At 38.7% G+C, this 24,274-nt stretch carries 14 protein-coding genes; 2 read left to right on the forward strand and 12 right to left on the reverse strand.

Annotated elements, in window-relative coordinates; genetic code table 11:
* The first annotated feature begins 3 nt into the window (after positions 1 to 3).
* Complete coding sequence (locus IPM48_13245; GenBank protein MBK9272551.1) at positions 4 to 858, forward strand: mechanosensitive ion channel; 855 nt, start codon at positions 4 to 6, stop codon at positions 856 to 858.
* Here IPM48_13245 and IPM48_13250 read toward each other — a convergent pair.
* On the reverse strand, positions 855 to 1,709 hold the full coding sequence (locus tag IPM48_13250; GenBank protein MBK9272552.1) for a nucleoside phosphorylase: 855 nt from the start codon (positions 1,707 to 1,709) through the stop codon (positions 855 to 857). The two genes, IPM48_13245 and IPM48_13250, sit on opposite strands and share 4 nt — an antisense overlap.
* 233 nt (positions 1,710 to 1,942) lie before the next feature.
* On the opposite strand from IPM48_13250, the gene IPM48_13255 reads away from it, so the two are divergent.
* On the forward strand, positions 1,943 to 2,086 hold the full coding sequence (locus tag IPM48_13255) for a hypothetical protein (GenBank protein ID MBK9272553.1): 144 nt from the start codon (positions 1,943 to 1,945) through the stop codon (positions 2,084 to 2,086).
* Positions 2,087 to 2,179: 93 nt separating this feature from the next.
* Here IPM48_13255 and IPM48_13260 read toward each other — a convergent pair whose 3' ends face one another.
* The 11 genes from IPM48_13260 to IPM48_13310 form a co-directional block, all read right to left on the reverse strand.
* A complete protein-coding gene (locus IPM48_13260; GenBank protein MBK9272554.1) occupies positions 2,180 to 3,013 on the reverse strand; it encodes a DUF2911 domain-containing protein in 834 nt (277 codons plus the stop codon).
* Positions 3,014 to 3,270: 257 nt separating this feature from the next.
* Positions 3,271 to 3,972, reverse strand: coding sequence for a sulfite exporter TauE/SafE family protein (locus IPM48_13265; GenBank protein MBK9272555.1), 702 nt, complete (start codon positions 3,970 to 3,972; stop codon positions 3,271 to 3,273).
* On the reverse strand, positions 3,973 to 4,416 hold the full coding sequence (locus IPM48_13270) for a FixH family protein (GenBank protein ID MBK9272556.1): 444 nt from the start codon (positions 4,414 to 4,416) through the stop codon (positions 3,973 to 3,975).
* Between the two features lie 4 nt (positions 4,417 to 4,420).
* On the reverse strand, positions 4,421 to 5,812 hold the full coding sequence (ccoG, locus tag IPM48_13275) for a cytochrome c oxidase accessory protein CcoG (protein MBK9272557.1): 1,392 nt from the start codon (positions 5,810 to 5,812) through the stop codon (positions 4,421 to 4,423).
* Between the two features lie 22 nt (positions 5,813 to 5,834).
* Positions 5,835 to 6,941, reverse strand: a complete 1,107-nt coding sequence (locus tag IPM48_13280) for a c-type cytochrome (protein MBK9272558.1) — start codon at positions 6,939 to 6,941, stop codon at positions 5,835 to 5,837.
* 13 nt (positions 6,942 to 6,954) lie between these two features.
* Complete coding sequence (locus tag IPM48_13285; GenBank protein ID MBK9272559.1) at positions 6,955 to 7,113, reverse strand: cbb3-type cytochrome c oxidase subunit 3; 159 nt, start codon at positions 7,111 to 7,113, stop codon at positions 6,955 to 6,957.
* An 11-nt stretch (positions 7,114 to 7,124) separates the two neighbouring features.
* Positions 7,125 to 9,239: a cytochrome-c oxidase, cbb3-type subunit I gene (ccoN, locus tag IPM48_13290; protein ID MBK9272560.1), complete on the reverse strand. Its 2,115-nt coding sequence runs from the start codon at positions 9,237 to 9,239 to the stop codon at positions 7,125 to 7,127.
* Between the two features lies 1 nt (position 9,240).
* On the reverse strand, positions 9,241 to 9,399 hold the full coding sequence (gene ccoS / locus IPM48_13295; GenBank protein ID MBK9272561.1) for a cbb3-type cytochrome oxidase assembly protein CcoS: 159 nt from the start codon (positions 9,397 to 9,399) through the stop codon (positions 9,241 to 9,243).
* Positions 9,400 to 9,531: 132 nt separating this feature from the next.
* A complete protein-coding gene (locus IPM48_13300) occupies positions 9,532 to 11,931 on the reverse strand; it encodes a heavy metal translocating P-type ATPase metal-binding domain-containing protein (GenBank protein ID MBK9272562.1) in 2,400 nt (799 codons plus the stop codon).
* A gap of 152 nt (positions 11,932 to 12,083) precedes the next feature.
* Positions 12,084 to 17,807, reverse strand: coding sequence for a gliding motility-associated C-terminal domain-containing protein (locus IPM48_13305; GenBank protein ID MBK9272563.1), 5,724 nt, complete (start codon positions 17,805 to 17,807; stop codon positions 12,084 to 12,086).
* 609 nt (positions 17,808 to 18,416) lie between these two features.
* A complete protein-coding gene (locus IPM48_13310; protein MBK9272564.1) occupies positions 18,417 to 24,131 on the reverse strand; it encodes a gliding motility-associated C-terminal domain-containing protein in 5,715 nt (1,904 codons plus the stop codon).
* Between the last annotated feature and the right edge of the window lie 143 nt (positions 24,132 to 24,274).

Below are 24,274 nucleotides of genomic sequence, written 5' to 3' on the forward strand. Positions count from 1 at the left end.
AGTATGGAGGAATTCTGGAATTTCAAATTATTTGTCAGTGGAGAGAACAACATAACAGTTGGAGTTGTAGTCACTTTTATTGCATCTCTTATCCTTTTAATATTTATCACGACCAGATTAAAAAAGTTTTTGGTAACCCGGATTTTTGTCAAATACAATATGGATCAGGGAACCAGTCAGGCTATGGCCTCAATTATTCAGTACTTGGTCGTCATTCTTGGAACCGTCATTATTGTCCACAATTCTGGTATCAATCTAACGGCATTGGGTTTACTGGCAGGAGCTTTAGGGATCGGTGTGGGATTCGGATTGCAAAACATAGCAAGCAATTTTATCAGCGGAGTAATTATTTTATTTGAAAGGCCCATTAAAGTGGGTGACAGAATCGAAGTGGGTAATGTTGTAGGAAATATAATTAAAATTTCAGCAAGAGCTACCACAGTAATTACCAATGACAACATTGCGATCATCGTACCTAATTCCGAATTCGTCAATGGCAAAGTTATCAACTGGAGCCTTAACAACCGTATCGTTCGTTTTAATTTTATGGTAATGGTTTCGTATAAAGAAGATCCTGCCAAAATAAAAAAATTATTGCTTGAGGTAGCTTCTCAAAATGAAGGCGTCCTCCGGGATCCTCCTCCAGATGTACTTTTTGATTCTTTTCTGGAAAACAATCTGCAATTTAATCTAAGGGTTTGGAGCACAAAATACAGCGATACCCCGAAAGTGCTGCAAAGCCAATTGTACTATTCCATTTATGAGAAATTTGCTGAAGAGGCTGTATCCATTTCATACCCTCAAAGAGAAATACACATTGTATCGAAGAATCCTTTAAGCAGCTCCATTCCATATTAAAAGATTGTCTTAAAAACATCTCGAATCATTCTATCCACCACAGCTTCTGGGTCTTTCGAAAATTGATTCGTAATTCTATTTGCCAAAATTGCATTTATTGAAAGACAATGATGACCCAACAAGCGCCCAAGTGCATATAATCCTGAAGTTTCCATTTCAAAATTGCTAATTCTTGTACCATCGGAATGTCGCAATGCCCCGATGATGGTCAAAAGCATAGGATATTTCAATGGAATGTGACTTATTCTTCCCTGAGGACCATAAAAACCTGGTGCAGTCAAAGTTAAGCCTGTGTTATAACTTATTTCCTTTTTAAATTTACCCAACAAATTTTCATCAGATCTTACGAAATACGGAGATAAATCCAAATTGGCCGATTTAAAAGCTCGATCCCAGGACTTTGATTCTACCATAAAATCCATCTTGTAAAAATTGTGCAATGAGTCAAGCCCCAAGGCTGAATCACTTACCAGAGTTGTTCCCACCGCAATATCAGGTTGTATTGCACCTGAAGTTCCTAATCTGATTATGGTGGCTCGTAAAGGCTCTGGTTTTCGTTCAAAGCTATTTATGTCCAAATTCCAAAGGACATCCATTTCATTCAACACGATATCCATGTTATCAGTACCAATACCAGTCGAAATCACAGAGACTCTGGTAGATCCCACCCAACCGGTATGTGTTACAAATTCTCTGGATGTTTTCTTTAATTCTATCACATCAAAATGCTGACTAATACTGGCTACCCGTGAAGGATCACCAACCGTAAAAACAAAAGTAGCCAACTCATCCGGTGATAGCTTTAAATGGTAAATTGAACCATCCTTGTTAAAAATCCATTGAGTATCCATCCTATAAAGATAAGTTGAACATGAAAAACAAAATTTACAATCTGCACGCTAACTCCACCCGCTAAAAAAAAATTGAATGGTATAAATTCTTTAAAAACTACACTATGCGAATTTAGAACAAAAAAATTTACTCCAAAGAGTCCGATACCTTTGCTAAGCTGCCTGAAAGCTATGAAACTTTGTTTTCTAGAAAAGCGTAATTGTAAAGAACCCTGGAAATAATAAACAAAGTTTTGACATTAGAAGATTACCGAAAATTGATTCTTGAGGAATACAGCCTTTCAAAAAAAAAAGTCATCATTGCAAATAAGAAAATATTGATTGGATCCACTTTGGATTTTGGTAACCCAAACAAAGGAACAACTATGTATCAGTAATACTTATAAATCTGCTTAAATGCAGATAATTAATCAATATGTCCTATTCTAGATAAATAAGTTCTTAAGATAAACTCTAATGAAAGTCCTATATCATCTGCTCCACTCTGCGATGGACTCATTGTTCATTTTAATATAGTTGTCATCACCCGCAGCAGTAGCCATTTCTAAAGACCTTTTGGCTATTTGGATGGCCTCAGCCCTTCTTTCTAACCTCGCCAAAATCAAGGATTCCAATCTCAATTTCCAATACTGTGGTTCCGCCGCATTGGACTTTTGAATCCAGGCCAATGCAATATTTAAGTCTTTTCCGGCATCAAAATAATACCTGGCAGCAGCGTAATAATCATTTGGAGATGGACCTGCCAATACTTTATCAATCGTCTGTAATACTTTGGAATCAATGTCTGTTTTAATTTTTACCGACACCATGGTATTTTCCCAAGTGATTACGAGGTTTATGGCATCATTGCGAATGTCGTTAAAATCAATGGTAAATGTTTCAACGGTTGTGGTCAACAGTTCTGGAATGGCTGAAATTTTTAAAGCTTCCTTGGTTACATCATAATTACGAGGTACGCCAGACAGATCCCAATCAGAATAAAAAACAATATCCCAGGAAGCCTCACCTGGTATGCTATAAAGGGCATAAGTTCCCTTGGCCAATGGCTTTCCTTCAATTGAAACATCATCTGTAAAGGTAATTTTGGTCGCTTTATTTGCACCAGTTCTCCACATTTTACCAAATGGAACCAAATCGCCGAAAACAACCCGATTTTTCATACTAGGCCTGGAATATTCCAAGGAAATTGAGCCCAATCCGAACTTTTGTTCAAGTTTAGCCAATGGACTGGCAGATGGAGTTTGGATCTGAGCATTCAAGTCAATGGTCAGGCAAAATACAATTAAATATAATACTTTTTTCATAAGAAGGAAATTTACAAGTTTAAGATAGTCAATATTTTAGACATAAACTATTAAAAAGACAAATTGTTTAGTGAAAAATATATTACAATTTTTGATAATATGTATTATCTTTGTATACAGTTATCAAAATTTGAAATTATGATTATTGCCTCCATTTGTACGGTGTGTTTTATTTGTTCTTGGTTTTTGGTACAGCTTAGGACGTCTGAGCAAGAATAGTAGACGCAATCTATATGGCTGAATCCTTAGTGGATTATTTAATGTCTTTTACAACATTCAATATGGTGGTTGTCTGCCAGTTTCGGACTTAAAAAAGGAATATCCAAATTCAAACCTCTTAGTATAAATAACAATGCCAATAGTAAAGTCGCAACTTGGCCAAGTTTTGTATATGAAAAAAATCTTTTGGGTTTAAACAATTTGCTTCCCCCAATGATCAATGTTAAAATTGGAATCGTTCCAAATCCAAAAAAGGCCATAAAAGCCATACTTAATCCTGGTGAGTATCCCATGACTGAGGCTGCAAGTGCCACATAAACCACTCCACATGGTATTAAGCCATTGGACATCCCGAGTAAAATAAAAGTCTTTCGGTTGTTTATCTTAAATAGAAGGGATATGTATTTTGACCATACAATCATAAGCTTGTTCTTCCAGTCTTTTGCATGACTGTTAATTTTAGGGCCAATCAGAAAAAGCAACAATAGAATTCCGAATATGACTGAAAACCACTGCTGAAATCCCACCAATTTTAAACCCATTCCAAAAAATCCAAATATTCCACCAAACAAGGCATAAGACAATGTTTTACCCAAATGGTATTCCAATACTGCCCTTATTTGGATAGCTCCGTCAGGTCTTTGAAATGGCATTGTTAGGACCAAAGGGCCACACATTCCTGCACAATGTAGGCTGCTCCCCAATCCGAGAATAAAACCAGAAAATAAAAAAATCCACATTTAAAGTGTAAAGTTTAACTCTTCATAATAAAATAATTGTTTTGTCTCTATTTCCACTTTAATAATATTGACGCCTCTTTTCAATCCAACCATTGGTATTTGTATTAAACGATTGGTATCACCTATAGCTATTTGATGTTTATAATCATTATGGGATGAAGAAGGGCAATATACTTTTATGGCTCCTTCTTGAAAAGGTCTTGGCAAAGAATCTGACAATTTAATCTCCAATTGATCCTCTCCAACTTTCAGCTGTGCCAATCCACCTATGTTCTCAGACCTTTTTCTACCTTCTATAAGTTTGTTCATCTTGGTTTCCTTGGAATAATAATCATCCTCCGACATTTGAAAATCTATTTGAAAACTGAGGGTAACTAAAAATAAAATAAATCCGGCCCCTAATATATAGGCTATTAATACATAATGTCCAAAATTTAGTTTCATCCTGTCAAAGTTTTAAAATGAAATCCAATGAACCGTTGTACAAAATTTGATGGTTTGAATGCAACCGGATTTTCACTTTGGTTTTCTTGAGGGTACTTTCGGAACCTGGCTTGGTTACAAAAAATAAATAGTCAATTTTTGACTCCGCTAAAATGCTATCTGGTACATGACCAACATTTTCAATTTTTCCCACCTCGTCATCTATTTGAAGTTGGATTGGCATCCCTCTTTTGCTCTTATTGGTTATTTTCATTGAATATAGATTGCTAATTGAACCATCATCATTGTATCTCAATACTTGTCCTGGAACTTTTAGAACGGTTACATCCACCATTTTTCTCGTAGCGAGGATTGACGCCAAGGCACCAGTCAAGACCAGAAGAATTGCACTAAAAACTTTTACTCTACCATTTAATGCAAATCTATTAGAACTGATAATGTTATCCTCGGATGCATATTTTATAAGCCCCAATGGTCTTTTAACCTTGGCCATCATCATATTGCATGCATCAATGCATGCCGTACATTGTGTACATTCCATTTGAGAAGATCCATTGCGTATATCTATTCCAGTTGGACAAACTTGAACACATAAATTACAATCGATACAATCACCACCAAAATCAGATGTCTTGTGTTTAGTTCGTGGCTCTCCCCGAATATAGTTATAACTTACAGAAAGGGTATGCTTATCCACCAATACTCCCTGCAAGCGTCCATAGGGACATACTACAGTACACACAATTTCACGAATAAAAGCATAAACTGCGTAAAATGTTAGGGTAAAGAAAACCAAAGCCACAAATCCTCCAATATGCTGAGATACAGGTTCATGAATCAACTTACTCCATTCTTCTTTTCCAATAATATACATTAAAAAAGTATTAGAAATGGCAAATGAAATGAGAAGAAATATGATATGCTTTGCAGTTTTTCGCAAAATCAATTCGTTGGTCCACTTCTTGTGATCGTTCACCCTTTGCTTGTTTGCATTTCCTTCAATCCAATATTCAATCTTGCGAAACACCATCTCCATAAATATAGTCTGTGGGCAAACCCATCCGCAAAAAAGTCTGCCAAAAATCATGGTGAAAACGATGATAATAAAAATAAAGACCAACATACCCAATCCGAACATGATAAAATCCTGGGGGGTAAAAAGAACCGTAAAAAAGTAAAACTCCCCTTTGAGTATATTAAATTGAAACAAAGGGTGGCCATTAAAATGGATAAATGGAAAAGTAAAAAAAAGCAGTAAGTAAAAATAACTCAACCAAGATCGATAATTATACCACTTCCCTTCTGGCCTGAGAGCATAAATCCATTTCCTGTTGCCAATGGATGTTACAGTAGAATGAATATCTCTGAAATCTGGATCATCTGATGAATTTTTCACGATAAACTATAGAAGGATTGAGCTATTTATTTAAAGTATCCTGTGTAGCTGAAATAGAGTCTTTTGCGATACCGTCTTCTTTGTAAAAATCTCCCTGCTTGTCCTTTTGATTGGGCGGATTTGTACCTACCAATGTTTTTACATAGCTAGAAACATGTGCTATCTCAGATGGCGAAAAATCTTCACTCCAACCTTTCATTCCATTTTGAGGCCAACCATATTTAATACTGTAAAAAATATCTTTTAAACTTCCTTTGTGAATCCAATAATCATCTGTCATATTGGGTCCTATTCCCCCTTCCCCTTTTGCTCCATGACAAACAACACAATTTTTTAAATATAAATTAGCACCAATTGCTATACCGGCTTCATCCGACATAGTTACATTGGTTTCATCAATAAGTTCTGCTGAATTCTTTAGATATTCGGCCTTTTTTACAGCAGCTTCAGCCAGGGCAATTTTATACTCTTCCAAAGGGAGCGGAGCAGATTGTGCAATATGGTATCGGTACATATATACTCCAGCAAAAATTATACAAAATAAAAATGACCAATTCCACCATGCCGGAGTCTTATTATCCAGTTCTCTGATACCATCGTAATCATGTCCAACATCAAACTGGGCCTCTTCTTCAATAGGTCTAAAATTGTTTAACTTATAAAAAAATCTAACCCACCAAGAATCACGGTTATATTCTTTATTCTTCTCACCAATATTTAAAAATGACCTTATTTTATTGCTTAAAAAAATTATAACCAGAATTTCAAGGAATACAATCACCAAATATATCCAGACATCATAAGGTAGATTTATCCATTGATTCATGTCCATACTACCTTGTGCAGAAACCGAATTTGGAACTAAACTCCCCAAAAAAGAAATGATTAGAAAAGCCCAGGGAGTGTAACCGGACATTTTATTCTTAATAAAATTCCTATAACTCGCTGTTAATGTATTTCCCAAGACGACAATGACGACAAACAAGATAATCCCAATTGTCAACAAAACCATCCTCAATGTGTCATGACCATCAGAGGATTGTTGCTGCACAAATTTATCTTGAGAAAACGCAAAATTATTAACTAAAAAAGTAAAGAGTAGAAAATTAAAAATATATCGAGGTTTCATTTTTATAAATTTATCATTTTAAAGGAATTTGACCATAATCATCGGCCAATGATTTTTTCATTTTGTAAACATAAAAAACCACCCCACAAAAAAAGCCAACAAACAAAACCAATGAAATGAGTGGATAAATGCTCACATCTTCAATTGCCGTCAAATAATTCTTAAATTTCATTTATTCAAAATTTACTTGTTTCCCAACCTACCATCTTTTCCCATCCGTTGTAAATAGGCTATCAGAGCAATTATTTCTTTATTTGCCTCAATTTCAATCTTGTCCTTTTTAAGCTTTAGAACAATACCTTCGGCCTGCTTCATTAAATCAATATTTGCTTGTTGATCATAATCAGCCGGATATGGCACTCCCATTATTTGCATTGCTCTGATTTTAGCCGGAGTCGTTTCCATATCAATGGCTTTATCAAATAACCATGGATAGGATGGCATGATTGAACCTGGCGCAACTGTTTGCGGATCCAGCATATGCACATAATGCCAGCTGTCAGAATATTTTCCGCCGATCCTTGCCAAATCTGGTCCCGTCCTTTTACTTCCCCATTGAAATGGATGGTCGTACACAAATTCACCACCCTTAGAATAATCGCCATATCGTGCAACTTCATCTCTAAAAGGCCTGATCATTTGACTATGACAGGTATAGCAACCTTCTTTTATGTAAATATCTCGCCCTTGCAACTCAAGTGGCGTATAAGGCTTTACAGAAGCAATCGTTGGTACATTGGATTTAATCAGAAATGTTGGTACAAGTTCGATCAATCCTCCTATGGCAACAACAATCAAACTAAAAACCAACATCAACATCGGCTTTCTTTCTAAGATGGCATGCCAAAATTTTGGCAGATTGGATTGACTTTGTTTCTTCAAACTCAATCCTTCAGATTGCTCATCTTGGGTAAACTGCCCAAGCTGAATGGTCTTATAAAGATTGTAAACCATTAGACCCGCTCCCACCAAAAATACTGTACCACCTATTCCCCTCACAATATACATAGGAATAATCTTTGTGACAGTCTCCAAAAACTGGTATTTCAATTGTCCGGCTTCTGTAAACTGCTTCCACATAAATACCTGTGAAAAAGCGCTCCAATACATTGGAATGGCATACAATAGAATTGCAACAACACCTATTAAGAAGTGCGTATTTGCCAATTTAGTGGAATATAACTTTGTGTTATATAGTCTTGGGACCAACCAGTACAACATTCCAAAAGTCAAAAATCCATTCCAACCCAAAGCTGCAATGTGCACATGAGCAATTGTCCAATCTGTATAATGGGAAATGGCATTCACATTTTTTAATGATAGAAGAGGTCCTTCAAATGTTCCCATTCCATAGCAAGTTAATGCCACTACAAACATTTTGAGTACTGGATCTTCCTTCACTTTGTCCCAGGCTCCACGCAAAGTAAAAAGTCCATTTAACATACCGCCCCAACTTGGCAAAATGAGCATTACACTAAACACGGTACCCAAAGATTGAGCCCAATCTGGCAAAGCAGTATATAATAAATGATGAGGTCCCGCCCAAATGTAAATGAAGATAAGCGCCCAAAAATGTATGATACTCCACTTGTATGAGTATACGGGTCTATTTGCTGCCTTAGGCACAAAATAGTACATAATTCCCAAATACGGGGTGGTCAAAAAGAATGCTACCGCATTGTGCCCATACCACCACTGAACCAATGCGTCTTGAACACCTGCATACCAACTATAACTGTGAAACAATGAAGTAGGAACTGCAAATGAATTAACGATATGAAGCATTGCAACCGTAACCCAAGTGCCAATAAAAAACCATATAGCCACATAAAGATGGCGCTCTCTGCGGGTCAAAATAGTACCAAACATATTTATCCCAAAGACCACCCAAATCAATGTAATTAAGACATCAATTGGCCAAATTAATTCTGCATACTCTTTTCCTTGGGTAAAGCCAATTGAAAGAGTAATAGCGGCCAAAACAATAATAAATTGCCAACCCCAAAAGTGGATGGCACTTAATTTATCGCTCCACATTCGGCTTTTTAACAATCGCTGCAGAGAGTAATAAACTCCAGTAAATATTCCATTCCCTACAAATGCAAAAATAACCGCATTGGTATGTATTGGTCTAAGACGGCCATAGGTTACAAACTCCAAACCCAGATTGAGCGATGGAAATGCCAATTGAAATGCAACAATGACACCAACCAGAAATCCAACAATTCCCCAAACAAGTGTGGCAAATGCAAAGTTTCTAACGGTTTTGTTGTCGTAATAAAACTTCTCCAACTCCATATTATTTATTTAAGTTTTGTTTCTTGTTGTCAAACAGCATTCTCCTTGGTGGTCCATATTCATCATCAAATTGTCCGTTGGTAATACTCCATAAAAATGCAAGTAGAAAAAAGATTGCCACAACAAGGCTTACAGCCAAAAGTAATATTATAATTTTCATTTTATATTGGACCAACAAAAGTAATTTCCATCCTATCACCTCCCAAAAACATGCATCAATTCTAAATATGATATTTATCAAATTTTTCTCAATGACAAATCACAAGCTTTGAGAAGGTAAATTTTAAAAAAATCATCCATCTTTTAAAAATTTATATTCATAAACTTTCAAAAACAAGAATGATAAAAATATAATACTTAATGATGAAATTGGCATAAGAACAGCTGATATCAATGGAGTAAGTCTCGCAGTAACAGCAAAGAATATTCCTATAATATTGTAAACAAATGAATAGAAAAAAATAGCTTTTATAACTTTCTGACCAAATTTTGACAAGGTGAGCATCTTATCAAATCTATTTAACTGCCCACCTTCCAAAATGGCATCAGAGGCCGGTGTAAAATTAAAATTGCCATTTAAAACGGATACACCTACGTCAGCCTGCTTAAGGGCTCCCGCATCATTCAAGCCATCACCCAACATAACTACTTTTGAACCACCGGATTGTAATTTTTTTATGAAATCCAATTTATCCTTTGGTGTACAGTTTGATTTATAATGAACACTCCTTGGAATTGAAGATACCAGCTGCTTAACGCTCTGTTCTTTGTCTCCACTTAAAATATGAATACCTTTCACTTTCAATTTTAATATACAATCTGTGATTCCATCTCTTAATTTCTGTTGAATAATAAACTTTCCCTTAATGGATTGATTGAACTTAATGTAAACTTCTGAATGAGTTAAAACATTGGTCTCAGTTTGATTTTCTACAAATTTCCTGCTACCTAATTTGATTACATCTTCTTTACATTTCGCGAGCAAACCTAAGCCTGTATACTCTTGAAAATAATCCAACTCCAAATACTTTTTACTTCCAAGATACTGGTGGATTGATTTGCTAAAAGGGTGATTGGATCTTGATGAGACCGAAACCAATAAATCTTTTTCGTAATCACTTAGCGGTTCCCCTTCATATAAAACCTCCATTTCGCTATTGGAAGTAATGGTACCTGTTTTATCAAACACAATCTGATCACATTCCGACAATCGTTCAATCCCTGTATAGTTTTTAAAATAAAAACCGTACTTTGAAAACAAAGATATTAGAAATCCATTCGTATATGAAGATGCAAGAAGCAACAGACATGGACATGCAATGATCAATATCGACGTGACCGAATTAAAAATATTCTCAGGCTTGGTTGCGGACCAATATATTGCAGTTGTAATAGCAATTGAAAACACAATTAAAGAAAAATATTGACTGAGTCTGTGAATTACAGATCGCACCATTTTTTTTTCTTCATCAAAAGAAGTATTCCACAGTTCAACAAAAGAGTTCTTGTTGAATTCACGAAGGGCCAAAATTTGAACAGAATTATGAATAACACGACCTCCTTGATATACAAGTTCTCCCTTTTTAAGATTTCTTGGTAAACTCTCCCCAGTAATAAAACTATAATCCAAATCAACTGATTCCGAAACAAGAATCCCGTCCACCGGAATGGTTTCAAAATTCCGAAGTTGCAATACATCGTCTTTTTTAATCTCACTTAACAATACTGGATATTCTGCATTATTTACCAATTTATTCACTGAGACTGGAAAATTGCTGTTAAAATCTCTGTCAAAATCAAGAGAATCCTTCGTCTTGTTTTGTAAATATCTCCCCACGAGCATAAAAAATACGATGCCGCTCATGCTATCCAAAAATCCAGGTCCATGATTAGAAAATATGTCAATAACACTTCTAACAAACGTAACTAACACCGCAACTGAAACTGGAGCATCGATATTCACATAGCGATTCTTTAATCCAATCCAAGAATTGTAAAAAAATTCTTGCGCGCTGTAAAGCAAAACAGGCAATGACAAACCAAATATCAACCATCTAAATGTAAAAGCAATGTCAGAATCTAAGGAAATATCCAAACCTAGGTACTCAGGAAAACTTAACAACATGATGTTAGCAAAACAAAATCCTGCTACACCAAGTCTTAATGTCAATCCACGATTAAATAATTTATTGTCTTTTGTTTTAAGGTCATCCTGAGACAGGTAAGGCTCATATCCGATTTTACTCAACAACTCCACAATTTCTCTCAGTGAAATCGAATTGTGATTAAAAATGATACTTACCTTTCTTTTGTCAAAATCAACCTGAGAATTTAATATATTGGAATTAAATCGATGCAAATTTTCCAACAAAAACAAACACGATACACAATGCATTCTGGGTATTAGAAAACGTACGTGAGAATTATCATTGTCAGAATAATGGATCAAACGGGCGGCAACATCCACCCTATCTAAAAATTTAAATCTTGACTCAATAAATGAATCCGTTTTAAATCCGGGATGGGAATCCAAGCTGTAATACTCACATAACTCGTGACTGCTTAACAACCCATATACCGTTTTGCATCCAATACAACAGAAGGCTTTATCTTCAAATAATACGACCTCCAAGCACTCGTCACCACAATGATAACACTTGGTTTGAACCTGAACTTCTGACCTACGAAACATAGCTAATGGAATCGTAAAATTAGTTCCAGAAGCGAAGTAACTAAATGATATGTATCACAACCAATAATGATAGTTGTTTACAAAAACACAAAAGCCTGTCAGGGATTGACAGGCTTCTGTGTTTTGTTGAGTATTTGACTTATTACTTTTACCTATCGAACCAAGGTAAAGTCTCCTTTTACTTCTTCATATCCGGTTGAGCCTTCATATTCTACTTCTGCATAAAACACATACACTCCTGGCAGCGCCCGCTCTCCCTTAAAGGTACCGTTCCATCCTACCTGTGGATTCTTATTGCCGTCTGGTAAATTTTCTCTCGAATAAACCATCGATCCCCAACGATCATACACCTGCAGCTTCCTTACATTCCGCACTCGCTTTCCATATACATTGAAAAAATCATTCGTGTTGTCCTGATTCGATGATATCACCGTTGGCCACCACACATCCTTGATGATTCTTACGATCACCCTGACTCTTTCTGATATTTCACATCCGTTCGAATCTATTCCGGTGATTAAAAATTCTCTCGTCGTGTCTGCTTCATAGATCAACTTGCTCTCCCAATCTATGCTCTCATCCAAATTAAACCATGTGGTATCCCTATATTGTCCTCCTACCAAGGTTCCTCCCGTGATTTCTACCAGCAAGGATCTTACATTCACAGGATCTCCCTGATCCACTACAACACTCCTGATCACTTCTATTCCCATTTTCGTTGGCTCGATCAGACTAAAGGTCCGCTCCATCAAACATCCATTCGGATCTCTCACCGTCACTCGGTAATTGCCCTGCGCCAAATTCGTGTACGAGCGGTTGCTGCTAAATGGCCCCCCGTTGAACGAAAACTCTACATTCGACATCGGGGCATTATTTACATCCAATACCTCGCTGATCAATATCCTTCCGTTGCGATCTCCAAAACAGGTCGGATTCGCCGGATCTACCAACAGGTCTGCCAATGGATTGCCTATCTCAGTTATATCGATCGTGTCTGTATCTACACAGCCATTCCGACTGTCTTTTACTTCTACTATAAACCTTCCGCCTGGTTTGCCTACCGTCACCGTCGATGTGCCCTGACCTCCTATGATCGCTCCCGTCCAGGTATAGCGGCTGATTGTTCCTGAATTTCCCCTCGAGCCACTCGCATCCAATTGAATTTGATTGACTGTACAGGTCAATTGTCCGATCGGATTGATATCCGCCAATGGTGGTACGATATCCTGTAATACATTCGTCGCAAGACTATCCAAACATCCGGTCCTCGTATTCTCTACTGTCAATACATATCTGCCTGCTGTCCCTACACTCGCTGTATAAGTATTGGATCCTGTGATCGGCCCAGCTCCTGTCCAGGTCGCTGTATAAATTCCTCCTTGTGATGATCCTGTTCCGTCAAGATCCACACTTAATACATCACAGGTCAACACCTGAGGACCTCGTATCGCTACTGTCGGCTTGACAATATCCTGTGTAACTACTATACTGGTCTGATGCTTGCATCCTGCACGCGGATCTGTCACTTCAAGGGTATAGGTTCCCGGCAAGCTTACGTCAATGGTACCAAGTCCTGATTGGCCTGGATTCACCTGCCCACCCTGACTCGCTGTCCACTGATAGGTCAATGGATCTCCGGATTCACTCTGTGAACTCAATCCGCTCAGCTGGATACTCGTTATTCGGCAGGTCAGTTCCGTAGGACCTGTGATCGCTGCCACCGGATCATCATACCAGCTTACTGGTATCACCGTCGACTGCAAACACCGATCTCCAAAATCTACATTCCCGGTTCTGGGATCCTGATTACCTACAAATACATAGATGTAATACGTCTTCCCACTCACCATTCTGCTTCCATCAAAACTAAAACTGCCATTGTCATTAAATTCCAATATCGTGCCTACTCCTCCCGTGGTATCTATCAACTGATATCTCACCACATCGTTTGGATCCAATACGCCCTGACCATAACTCGCCTGTACTACTTCTGCTTTGCACAAATGTCGCGGTGCATTCAGATTCCCTATCCGGGTAATGCAAAGACAAGGCTCAGAGCCTAACAAGGTATCAATATCGCAATTGTTCTTATCCCGTATCGTCAATATGAAATTCTCACTTTGTGGAATCCAATCCGTTACCCAGGTATTTCCACTAAAACTTCCATTCAATGGATTGCTCTGATGATAACCCAACACTGACCAACTCGGACGGTCTCCATTTATTCCATTTATTCTCACACGATAATTCTCAGCCACCGGATCGCATTCAAATGTATAACTCAACCTGTCAAATTCCGGTGCATCCAAAAAGGTAATGCTCATCGTATCCAATCGTACACAATTGTAATGTGATGCCTGCCATTCAAAACTGTAGGTACCATAACCAGGTACTGTGATATTCGTACCAGGCAAGCTATTGTCTGCTATCACACTCACTCCAGGACCTGTCAATTGCCTCCAAAATCCAGTTCCAAATGGCAAATTCGCTGTCATACTATAGTTCAAACCGCATACTTCGTTGTCGCGACCCGCATCTGCCAATGGATATGGTTCCCATATAATCGATTGGGGATTCGATACACGCTTACATGGATCTTTATCATCGATCAATCCATCTCGTGGTGCAATGTCCTCACCAACTATCCGAGTTATGTTGACCGGCTGACCCAAGGTCATCCTGGCTGCATCAAAACAAACCACATCATTTGCCGACAAGGTGTCCAATCGGTTTGATGCATTTAAAAAATTGAACGTACCTGTATGCAATATATACATCGCTATATCTTGAGCAGCATTTACCATCTCAGGTACCAAATTCTTGATCGGAACACATTCGTCCTCACACACCCGCGTCAACAAACTATCCAATATTCCCGCATCAATCGGATCACAATTGCAATTGTAAATATCTATCACTAGTTCTGAAATACAACCATTGGCATCTTGAACTTGAATTAGGAAAGTATCTAAACTTGATAAGGTGTCAGAAAACCATTGATTGCCGTTTAATGTGCCAATAGGAGTTATAAGTGTATAAGGCGCTCTTCCATTTTTAATTGTTGCATCCACAACAAATTTACCATCTTTGGAACCGGGTGCTCCAAAGAAAGTACATTTAGGATCAACCGCATCAATTTCCGGATTGGCATTAAAAGTAATTTCAACCAGATCACTACTTATACAAACATCGTTGTTATTTTCTGTGATCCTAAAGACATAGGTACCATAACCTCCTAGAGCGGTAACATTTGGGTTTAATGCATTTATATCATCAAACAATGCAGAGCCTTGAACAACTTCCCATTCAATGCTGGATTGTGTCAAAGACTTAAATCCTTGCAAATCATAAACGGTTCCACAAATGGCATCATCCGGACCGGCGAGCGGACGTGGAATTTCAAAAAAGGTGAAAGCAGTTGGACCCTCAGTCCTGCTGCATCCTTTCACTGCATCGATCCATCCCCTGCTATCGGTACGGCCTAAAATTGCGCTTACATAATAGGTCTGACCAAATACCATAAAACTAGGATCGAATCCAAACGTCAAATTATTAAGTGAACGGATCCTGCTACCCAAAGCATTGGTGTCAATCGTGTGGATAAAAAAGATCACGGTGTCTTTTGGAGTCTGATCCAAGACTTCAAATGTTTTATCATATCTTACCGTCACTAGTTCATCTTCACACAATCTTAGATTTTCTCTTTGTATCACACCAATGTTGTTGGTACATTTACATTCATAATCGTGGATAAAAGTAAATTCACAACCATTGGCATCGCGAATGATCACAGTGTCTTTGGCTAGATTTAATATTACACCTGAAGTATAAATACCGTTGGTCTGATTTATGGTTCCATTCCCTTTAATGACGGTATAATTTTTTCTTCCACCCGTTATTTCAAAATTGTACGTATAATCTTTGTTGTTGGCATTACATATATACGTTACAGGTCCTTTAACCGGATCTTCATTGAATAAAAGTGTTACTGTATCAGAACCTGTACAACCAATATAAAATTCTGAATAAACAAAAGTATAACTGCCATATCTGTCCACACTAACCGGTGAATTTGGATCTGTTGGGTCAGTAATATTGACATTACCTCCGGAAGGATTCGAAATCAAATTCCAAGTTCCACCCCGATCTTTTTGTCCTTTAAATTGATTGGACAGACCACATATACCTTCATCAGGTCCAGCCTTTGGAGCAGGGGCAGGGGCAATAGTAACATCCAAACAGCATTCTTCGCTATCTCCACAATTCGAGATGTAATTGTAACAAACCTGACCAACCGGAGCGCCGGAATTCCAAAGAACTTCAATGGCCGTGGTATCTATTCCGCCTTTCGGTGTTATAATAGTACCTCCACTCACTACCCAGTTATGTATAAATATTCCAGGAGGCAAAATCGTATCCACAAAATAAATACCCGTTTTACCTTGACAAACTAATATGTCCCCTTTAGGGCACACCTTATATGGTTTAAACTGATCTTCATCCCACTGCTCACAAAAGTCGAAAAAACAAACAGCAGTTTGATCTCCAAAATTTGCAAGTATTTTTAATTCTACACAATATTCATCTTTGGTTGTCACCTGTACACGATCATCGAAACCAATTCCGGTTTTGGAAGGATCATTTTTTCGATACCATTTATAACTTATGTCTTGTTGAAATTGGGAATTTCCACATGTAACAGTGCGATCAATGGTTCGAGCTTCAATTTCAATTTCACCGCTCAGGCAATATTCACGAAAAGCGACATTATAGTTCAAAAATATAGCATTCAGTTTGTATGCGCTGTCACATCGCCAAGGATCTGTTGATTTAGGAAGGTTGATCAATTTTTGAAATTGACAAGTACTAAACGATTGTCTTGTGGTGGGATCAATGTATGCATCGTTTCCATCACAACCAATATGGAAAATTTCCGGTTCTTCCGGCTTTTCAAGAACTATAAATTCCCTTACAGAATCAAACTTACAACAAGTTGCCCGATCTGTGAACTGCTGCCGGTATTCTCCGGAAGCAGTTACTGTATTTCCATGCCAGCGGAATGGAACATACTCATAACACAATGTCCATGGAGGTCCAATTTTATCTGGAATAGGTCTTGCTCTAACTGTTATACATACTGGACCTTCCTGATCACAAATTGATCCGGATTGAGGATTACCAATATAAGCAGTCACGCAAAGTTGAAAATCACCCTCATCTGGAAAATCCAAGGTAACTTCACCTGTACCACTTCCTACCTCATTTCCATCCAAAGTCCACTCATAAGTAGGCTCACAGGCTCCACCTGTATTGATTGTATATCTTATATTACAAGCTCCAACACATACATCGCGAGGACCCTGAATTTGTCCCAAAGGAGGTAATTGAGGAGGTTGACCACCTGAAGTAGTTAAACAGAAATCACAAACATCACCATTACATCCATCTACAAATAAATAATAAGTCTTACATGCCTGTAGATTTCCCGAAAGGGTGTAACTACCAGGACCATTACAGCCGGGATTACAAACAATGGATTCGCCACAATTGCAGTCTCCCCAAATACCCATCTGAACACCTTGACTGTTTACACTACAATTACTAAATGTAATGGTAATGGACACTCCTCCACCTTGAGTTACAAAAGCCCACCAACCTGTATTGTGTGGTCCACCACCGCTTGGACACAAGGGCGAACAACCTGTAGGGTTTGAGTAATCTGTGTTTTGACAGCAATACCCATTCACCTCTGAAAGTGAACACAATACGTTAGCGTCTTCACATTCATCGGCTGAGGGAGGAGTACATTGTGAACTTAACTGTACTTGAAAGAATACAAAAAAGAGCAGAAAAAGAGGTAAAAATTTTACTTTCATTTGTATATGTTTGTATTATATATTTAAATATTAGTATATATTTTCTTAATAAGTGCCAAAAGTTACGACGATTTTAACAATCCATTGGAATTTGTTTAAAATTGAAACTGATTCACTTAAATTTTTTAATTAGATTATTGGTTATCAAATTATTAAAATCGAAATGGACAACGATCTTTCAATTGATTACATACTTGACACCTTAAATGCCAAAAACGCTGCAATTCTTTAGAATTATTTTCAAATTCCAATATTATCTTACAGTTTTGGAATTGAAAGTTAAAATACCAACAAAGACTCGCCATATTGCTTCCAAATTGAATATGTTAGAATGTTTACGACAAAGTCATAAGGCAAATCACCGACTTCATTTGTCAAAGGGAAAGTTGCAATCACTCATTGTATGGTTCGCAAATCCTGAGCGGTGGAAGGCAAATTTTGAGGTGAGGACTGTTTTTGAATGAATTTTGGTATTCAAGAGATTTCAGAAAAAAGTTTAGGATTGATTGTTGTCTAATACAATGCTTGTAATCCTTACAAAAGCACAAAAGCCTGTCAGGGATTGACAGGCTTCTGTGTTTTGTTGAGTATTTGACTTATTACTTTTACCTATCGAACCAAGGTAAAGTCTCCTTTTACTTCTTCATATCCGGTTGAGCCTTCATATTCTACTTCTGCATAAAACACATACACTCCTGGCAGCGCCCGCTCTCCCTTAAAGGTACCGTTCCATCCTACCTGTGGATTCTTATTGCCGTCTGGTAAATTTTCTCTCGAATACACCATCGATCCCCAACGATCATACACCTGCAGCTTCCTTACATTCCGCACTCGCTTTCCATATACATTGAAAAAATCATTCGTGTTGTCCTGATTCGATGATATCACCGTTGGCCACCACACATCCTTGATGATTCTTACAATCACCCTGACTCTTTCTGATATTTCACATCCGTTCGAATCTATTCCGGTGATTAAAAATTCTCTCGTCGTGTCTGCTTCATAGATCAACTTGCTCTCCCAATCTATGCTCTCATCCAAATTAAACCATGTGGTATCCCTATATTGTCCTCCTACCAAGGTTCCTCCCGTGATTTCTACCAGCAAGGATCTTACATTCACAGGATCTCCCTGATCCACTACAACACTCCTGATCACTTCTATTCCCATTTTCGTGGGCTCGATCAGGCTAAAGGTCCGCTCCATCAAACATCCATTCGGATCTCTCACCGTCACTCGGTAATTGCCCTGCGCCAAATTCGTATACGAGCGGTTGCTGCTAAATGGTCCCCCGTTGAACGAAAACTCTACATTCGACATCGGGGCATTATTTACATCCAATACCTCGCTGATCAATATCCTTCCATTGCGATCTCCAAAACAGGTCGGATTCGCCGGATCTACCAACAGGTCTGCCAATGGATTGCCTATCTCCGTTATATCGATCGTGTCTGTATCTACACAGCCATTCCGACTGTCTTTTACTTCTACTATAAACCTTCCGCCTGGTTTGCCTACCGTCACCGTCGATGTGCCCTGACCTCCTATGATCGCTCCCGTCCAGGTATAGCGGCTGATTGTTCCTGAATTTCCCCTTGAGCCACTCGCATCCAATTGAATTTGATTGACTGTACAGGTCAATTGTCCGATCGGATTGATATCCGCCAATGGTGGCACGATATCCTGTAATACATTCATCGCAAGACTATCCAAACATCCGGTCCTCGTATTCTCTACTGTCAATACATATCTGCCTGCTGTCCCTACACTCGCTGTATAAGTATTGGATCCTGTGATCGGCCCAGCTCCTGTCCAGGTCGCTGTATAAATTCCTCCTTGTGATGATCCTGTTCCGTCAAGATCCACACTTAATACATCACAGGTCAACACCTGAGGACCTCGTATCGCTACCGTCGGCTTGACAATATCCTGTGTAACTACTATGCTGGTCTGATGCTTGCATCCTGCACGCGGATCTGTCACTTCAAGGGTATAGGTTCCAGGCAAGCTTACGTCAATGGTACCAAGTCCTGATTGGCCTGGATTCACCTGCCCACCCTGACTCGCTGTCCACTGATAGGTCAATGGATCTCCGGATTCACTCTGTGAACTCAATCCGCTCAGCTGGATACTCGTTATTCGGCAGGTCAGTTCCGTAGGACCTGTGATCGCTGCCACCGGATCATCGTACCAGCTTACTGGTATCACCGTCGACTGCAAACACCGATCTCCAAAATCTACATTCCCGGTTCTGGGATCCTGATTACCTACAAATACATAGATGTAATACGTCTTCCCACTCACCATTCTGCTTCCATCAAAACTAAAACTGCCATTGTCATTAAATTCCAATATCGTGCCTACACCTCCCGTGGTATCTATCAACTGATATCTCACCACATCGTTTGGATCCAATACGCCCTGACCATAACTCGCCTGTACTACTTCTGCTTTGCACAAATGTCGCGGTGCATTCAGATTCCCTATCCGGGTAATGCAAAGACAAGGCTCAGAGCCTAACAAGGTATCAATATCGCAATTGTTCTTATCCCGTATCGTCAATATGAAATTCTCACTTTGTGGAATCCAATCTGTTACCCAGGTATTTCCACTAAAACTTCCATTCAATGGATTGCTCTGATGATAACCCAACACTGACCAACTCGGACGGTCTCCATTTATTCCATTTACCCTCACACGATAATTCTCAGCCACCGGATCGCATTCAAATGTATAACTCAACCTGTCAAATTCCGGTGCATCCAAAAAGGTAATGCTCATCGTATCCAATCGTACACAATTGTAATGTGATGCCTGCCATTCAAAACTGTAGGTTCCATAACCAGGTACTGTGATATTCGTACCAGGCAAGCTGTTGTCTGCTATCACACTCAAACCGGGACCTGTCAATTGCCTCCAAAATCCAGTTCCAAATGGCAAATTCGCAGTCATACTATAGTTCAAACCGCATACTTCGTTGTCGCGACCCGCATCTGCCAATGGATATGGCTCCCATATAATCGATTGTGGATTCGATACACGCTTACATGGATCTTTATCATCGATCAATCCATCTCGTGGTGCAATGTCCTCACCAACTATCCGAGTTATGTTGACAGGCTGACCCAAGGTCATCCTGGCTGCATCAAAACAAACCACATCATTTGCCGACAAGGTGTCCAATCGGTTTGATGCATTTAAAAAATTGAACGTACCTGTATGCAATATATACATCGCTATATCTTGAGCAGCATTTACCATCTCAGGTACCAAATTCTTGATCGGAACACATTCGTCCTCACATACCCGCGTCAACAAACTATCCAATATTCCCGCATCAATCGGATCACAATTGCAATTGTAAAGATCAATTATTAATTCAGATACACAGCCATTGGCATCCTGCACCTGGATGCGAAAAGTATCAAGACTAAACAATGTATCAGAAACCCACTGATTGCCTATCAACTGACCGTTTGGAGTGAGCAATGTATAGGGTTGGAGTCCGTTTTTTATAGTTGCATCTACGACAAATTTCCCATCTTTTGAACCAGGGGCTCCAAAAAATACACATTCAGGTTCTACATTTTCAATTTCCGGATTGGCATTAAAGGTAATTTCAACCAAATCAGTTGTAATACATACATCATTGTTATTTTCTGTGATCCTAAAGACATAAGTGCCATATCCGTCCAAAGCGGTAACCTTCGTTTGTGGAGCATTCACATCACTAAATAACACAGCTCTGCCACCTACTTCTTCCCATAAAAGGGAGGATTGGGTTAATGACTTAAATCCATTGAGATCGATCTCAACGTCGCAGATGGATTGGTCTATACCTGCTGTTGGTCTGGGGATTTCAAAAAAGGTGAAAGCGGTTGGACCCTCAGTCCTGCTGCATCCCTTCACTGCATCGATCCATCCATTGCTGTCTGTCCGTCCTAAAATTGCGCTTACATAATAGGTCTGTCCAAATACCATAAAACTCGGGTCGAACCCAAACGTCAAATTATTAAGTGAACGGATCCTGCTACCCAAAGCATTGGTGTCAATCGTGTGGATAAAAAAGATCACAGTGTCTTTTGGAGTCTGATCCAAGACTTCAAATGTTTTATCATATTTTATCGTCACTAGTTCATCTTCGCATAATCTTAGATTTTCTCTTTGTAATATCCCGATGCTATTGGTACACTTGCACTCATAATCGTGAATAAATGTAAATTCACAACCATTGGCATCGCGAATAATCACAGTGTCTTTTGCCAGATTCTGAACAACACCAGAAGTATAGATATTTGTTGTTGAGTTTACAGTTCCATTTCCTTTAATCACACTATATCCTGGTTGACCACCTGATATTTGAAAATTATATGTATAATCTTTGTTGTTGGCGTTACAAATATAAGTTACTGGTCCCTTAACCGGATCATCATTGAATAAAAGTGTTACTGTGTCTGAGCCAACACAACCTAGATAAAATTCCGTGTAGACAAAGGTATAGCTTCCATAAGTATTGACATTCACCAAAGAATTCGGATCGGAAGGATCTAAAATATTAGCATTGGGCCCAGACAATTGAGTCCACATCCCCCCTCGATCTTTTTGACCTTTAAATTGATTGGACAGACCACATATACCTTCATCGGGTCCAGCTTTTGGAGCAGGAGCAGGGGCGATGGTTACATCGATGCAACACTCTTTGCTGTCCCCACAATTTGAGATGTAATTGTAACAAACCTGACCTACAGGAGCACCGGAATTCCATAGAACTTCAATGGCCGTCGTATCTATTCCACCTTTTGGTGTAATAATGGTTCCACCACTCACTACCCAATTATGAATAAAAATTCCTTGAGGCAAGATTGTATCCACAAAATAGATTCCTGTTTTCCCTTGACAAACCAATTGATCTCCTTTTGGGCAGACATCGTAAGGTTTAAACTGGTCTTCATCCCATTGCTCGCAAAAATCAAAAACACAAGTTTTTGATTTATCTCCAAAGTTGGCTGTCACCGTAAGTTCCATACAATATTCATCCTTTTTATCCACCTCAAGTCGATCATCAAAACCCAAACCAATCCTTGCAGGATCACTTTTTAAGTACCATTTGTATTGCAAATCCTGCGTGAGCCCTGAGTTACCGCAAGTAATTGTTCTGTCGACAGGTCTACCTTCAATCACAATGACTCCTCCCGCACAATATTCCCTAAATTGAACATTATAATTAATAAATATGGCATTCAGTTTGTAGGAACTATCACATCTCCATGGATCTGTTGATTTTGGTAAATTAACGACTTTATCAAATTGACAACTACTGAAAGTTACTCTTGTCAAAGGGTCAACATAAGTATCTCCGATACAACCCAGATAATAAACATCAGGGGGCTCCGGAACTTCCAAAACAACAAATTCCTTGACTGAATCGTATTTGCAACAGGTAGCCCGATCTGTGAATTGCTGCCGATATTCTCCGGATGCTGTAATTGTATTGCTATGCCATCTAAAAGGAGTTTGCTCAAAACACAAAGTAGATTTTGGGGCAATTCTATCTGGAATTGGTCTTGCTCTGATCGTAATACAAACTGGACCTTCTTGATCGCATATTGACCCTGATTGAGGATTACCAATATATGCAGTCACGCAAAGTTGGAAATCGCCTTCATCTGGGAAATCCAAGGTAATCTCACCTGTTCCACTTCCTACCTCATTACCATCCAAAGTCCACTCATAAGTTGGCTCGCAACTTCCACCGGTACCAATGGTATAACGAATATTACATGCTCCAACACATACATCCCGCATTCCCTGAATATTTCCTAGTGGCGGTAACATTGGCGCGTTTCCGCCCGATGTGGATAGGCAAAAATCGCAGACATCGCCAGAACACCCATCCACAAACAAATAGTAAGTCTTGCAAGCCTGTAGATTTCCTGAAAGGGTGAAACTGCCAGGCCCATTACAGGCAGGATTGCAAAATATAGACTCACCACAATTGCAATCTCCCCAAATACCCATTTGGACTCCAGTTCCATTTACAGAACAGTTACTGAAAGTTATGGTAATTGAAACTGCCCCACCCTGGGTAACAAAGGCCCACCATCCTGTATTGTGGGGTGCCCCACCACTCGGGCATAATGGAGAGCATCCGGTTGGATTCGAATAATTTGTATTTTGACAGCAGTACCCATTCACCTCGGAAAGTGAACACAATACACTGGCATCTTCACATTCATCCGCTGAAGGTGGAGTACATTGAGCATCCAAAAAATAGTTAAAACTTGTGCTTAAAACCATCAAGAATGCAATTAACCAATTTTTCATATTGATTTTGTTTAATTTATATATATATAATAATATTTATATTTATCCGAAAAACCGTATAAAGATAATGCCATATTTTTGTAAATATAATGCAAATTAGAACTGCTTAAATACAATCCAATTCAAAATTATTTATAAAATAT

The organism is Saprospiraceae bacterium (assembly GCA_016715965.1).
Lineage (GTDB): Bacteria > Bacteroidota > Bacteroidia > Chitinophagales > Saprospiraceae > Vicinibacter.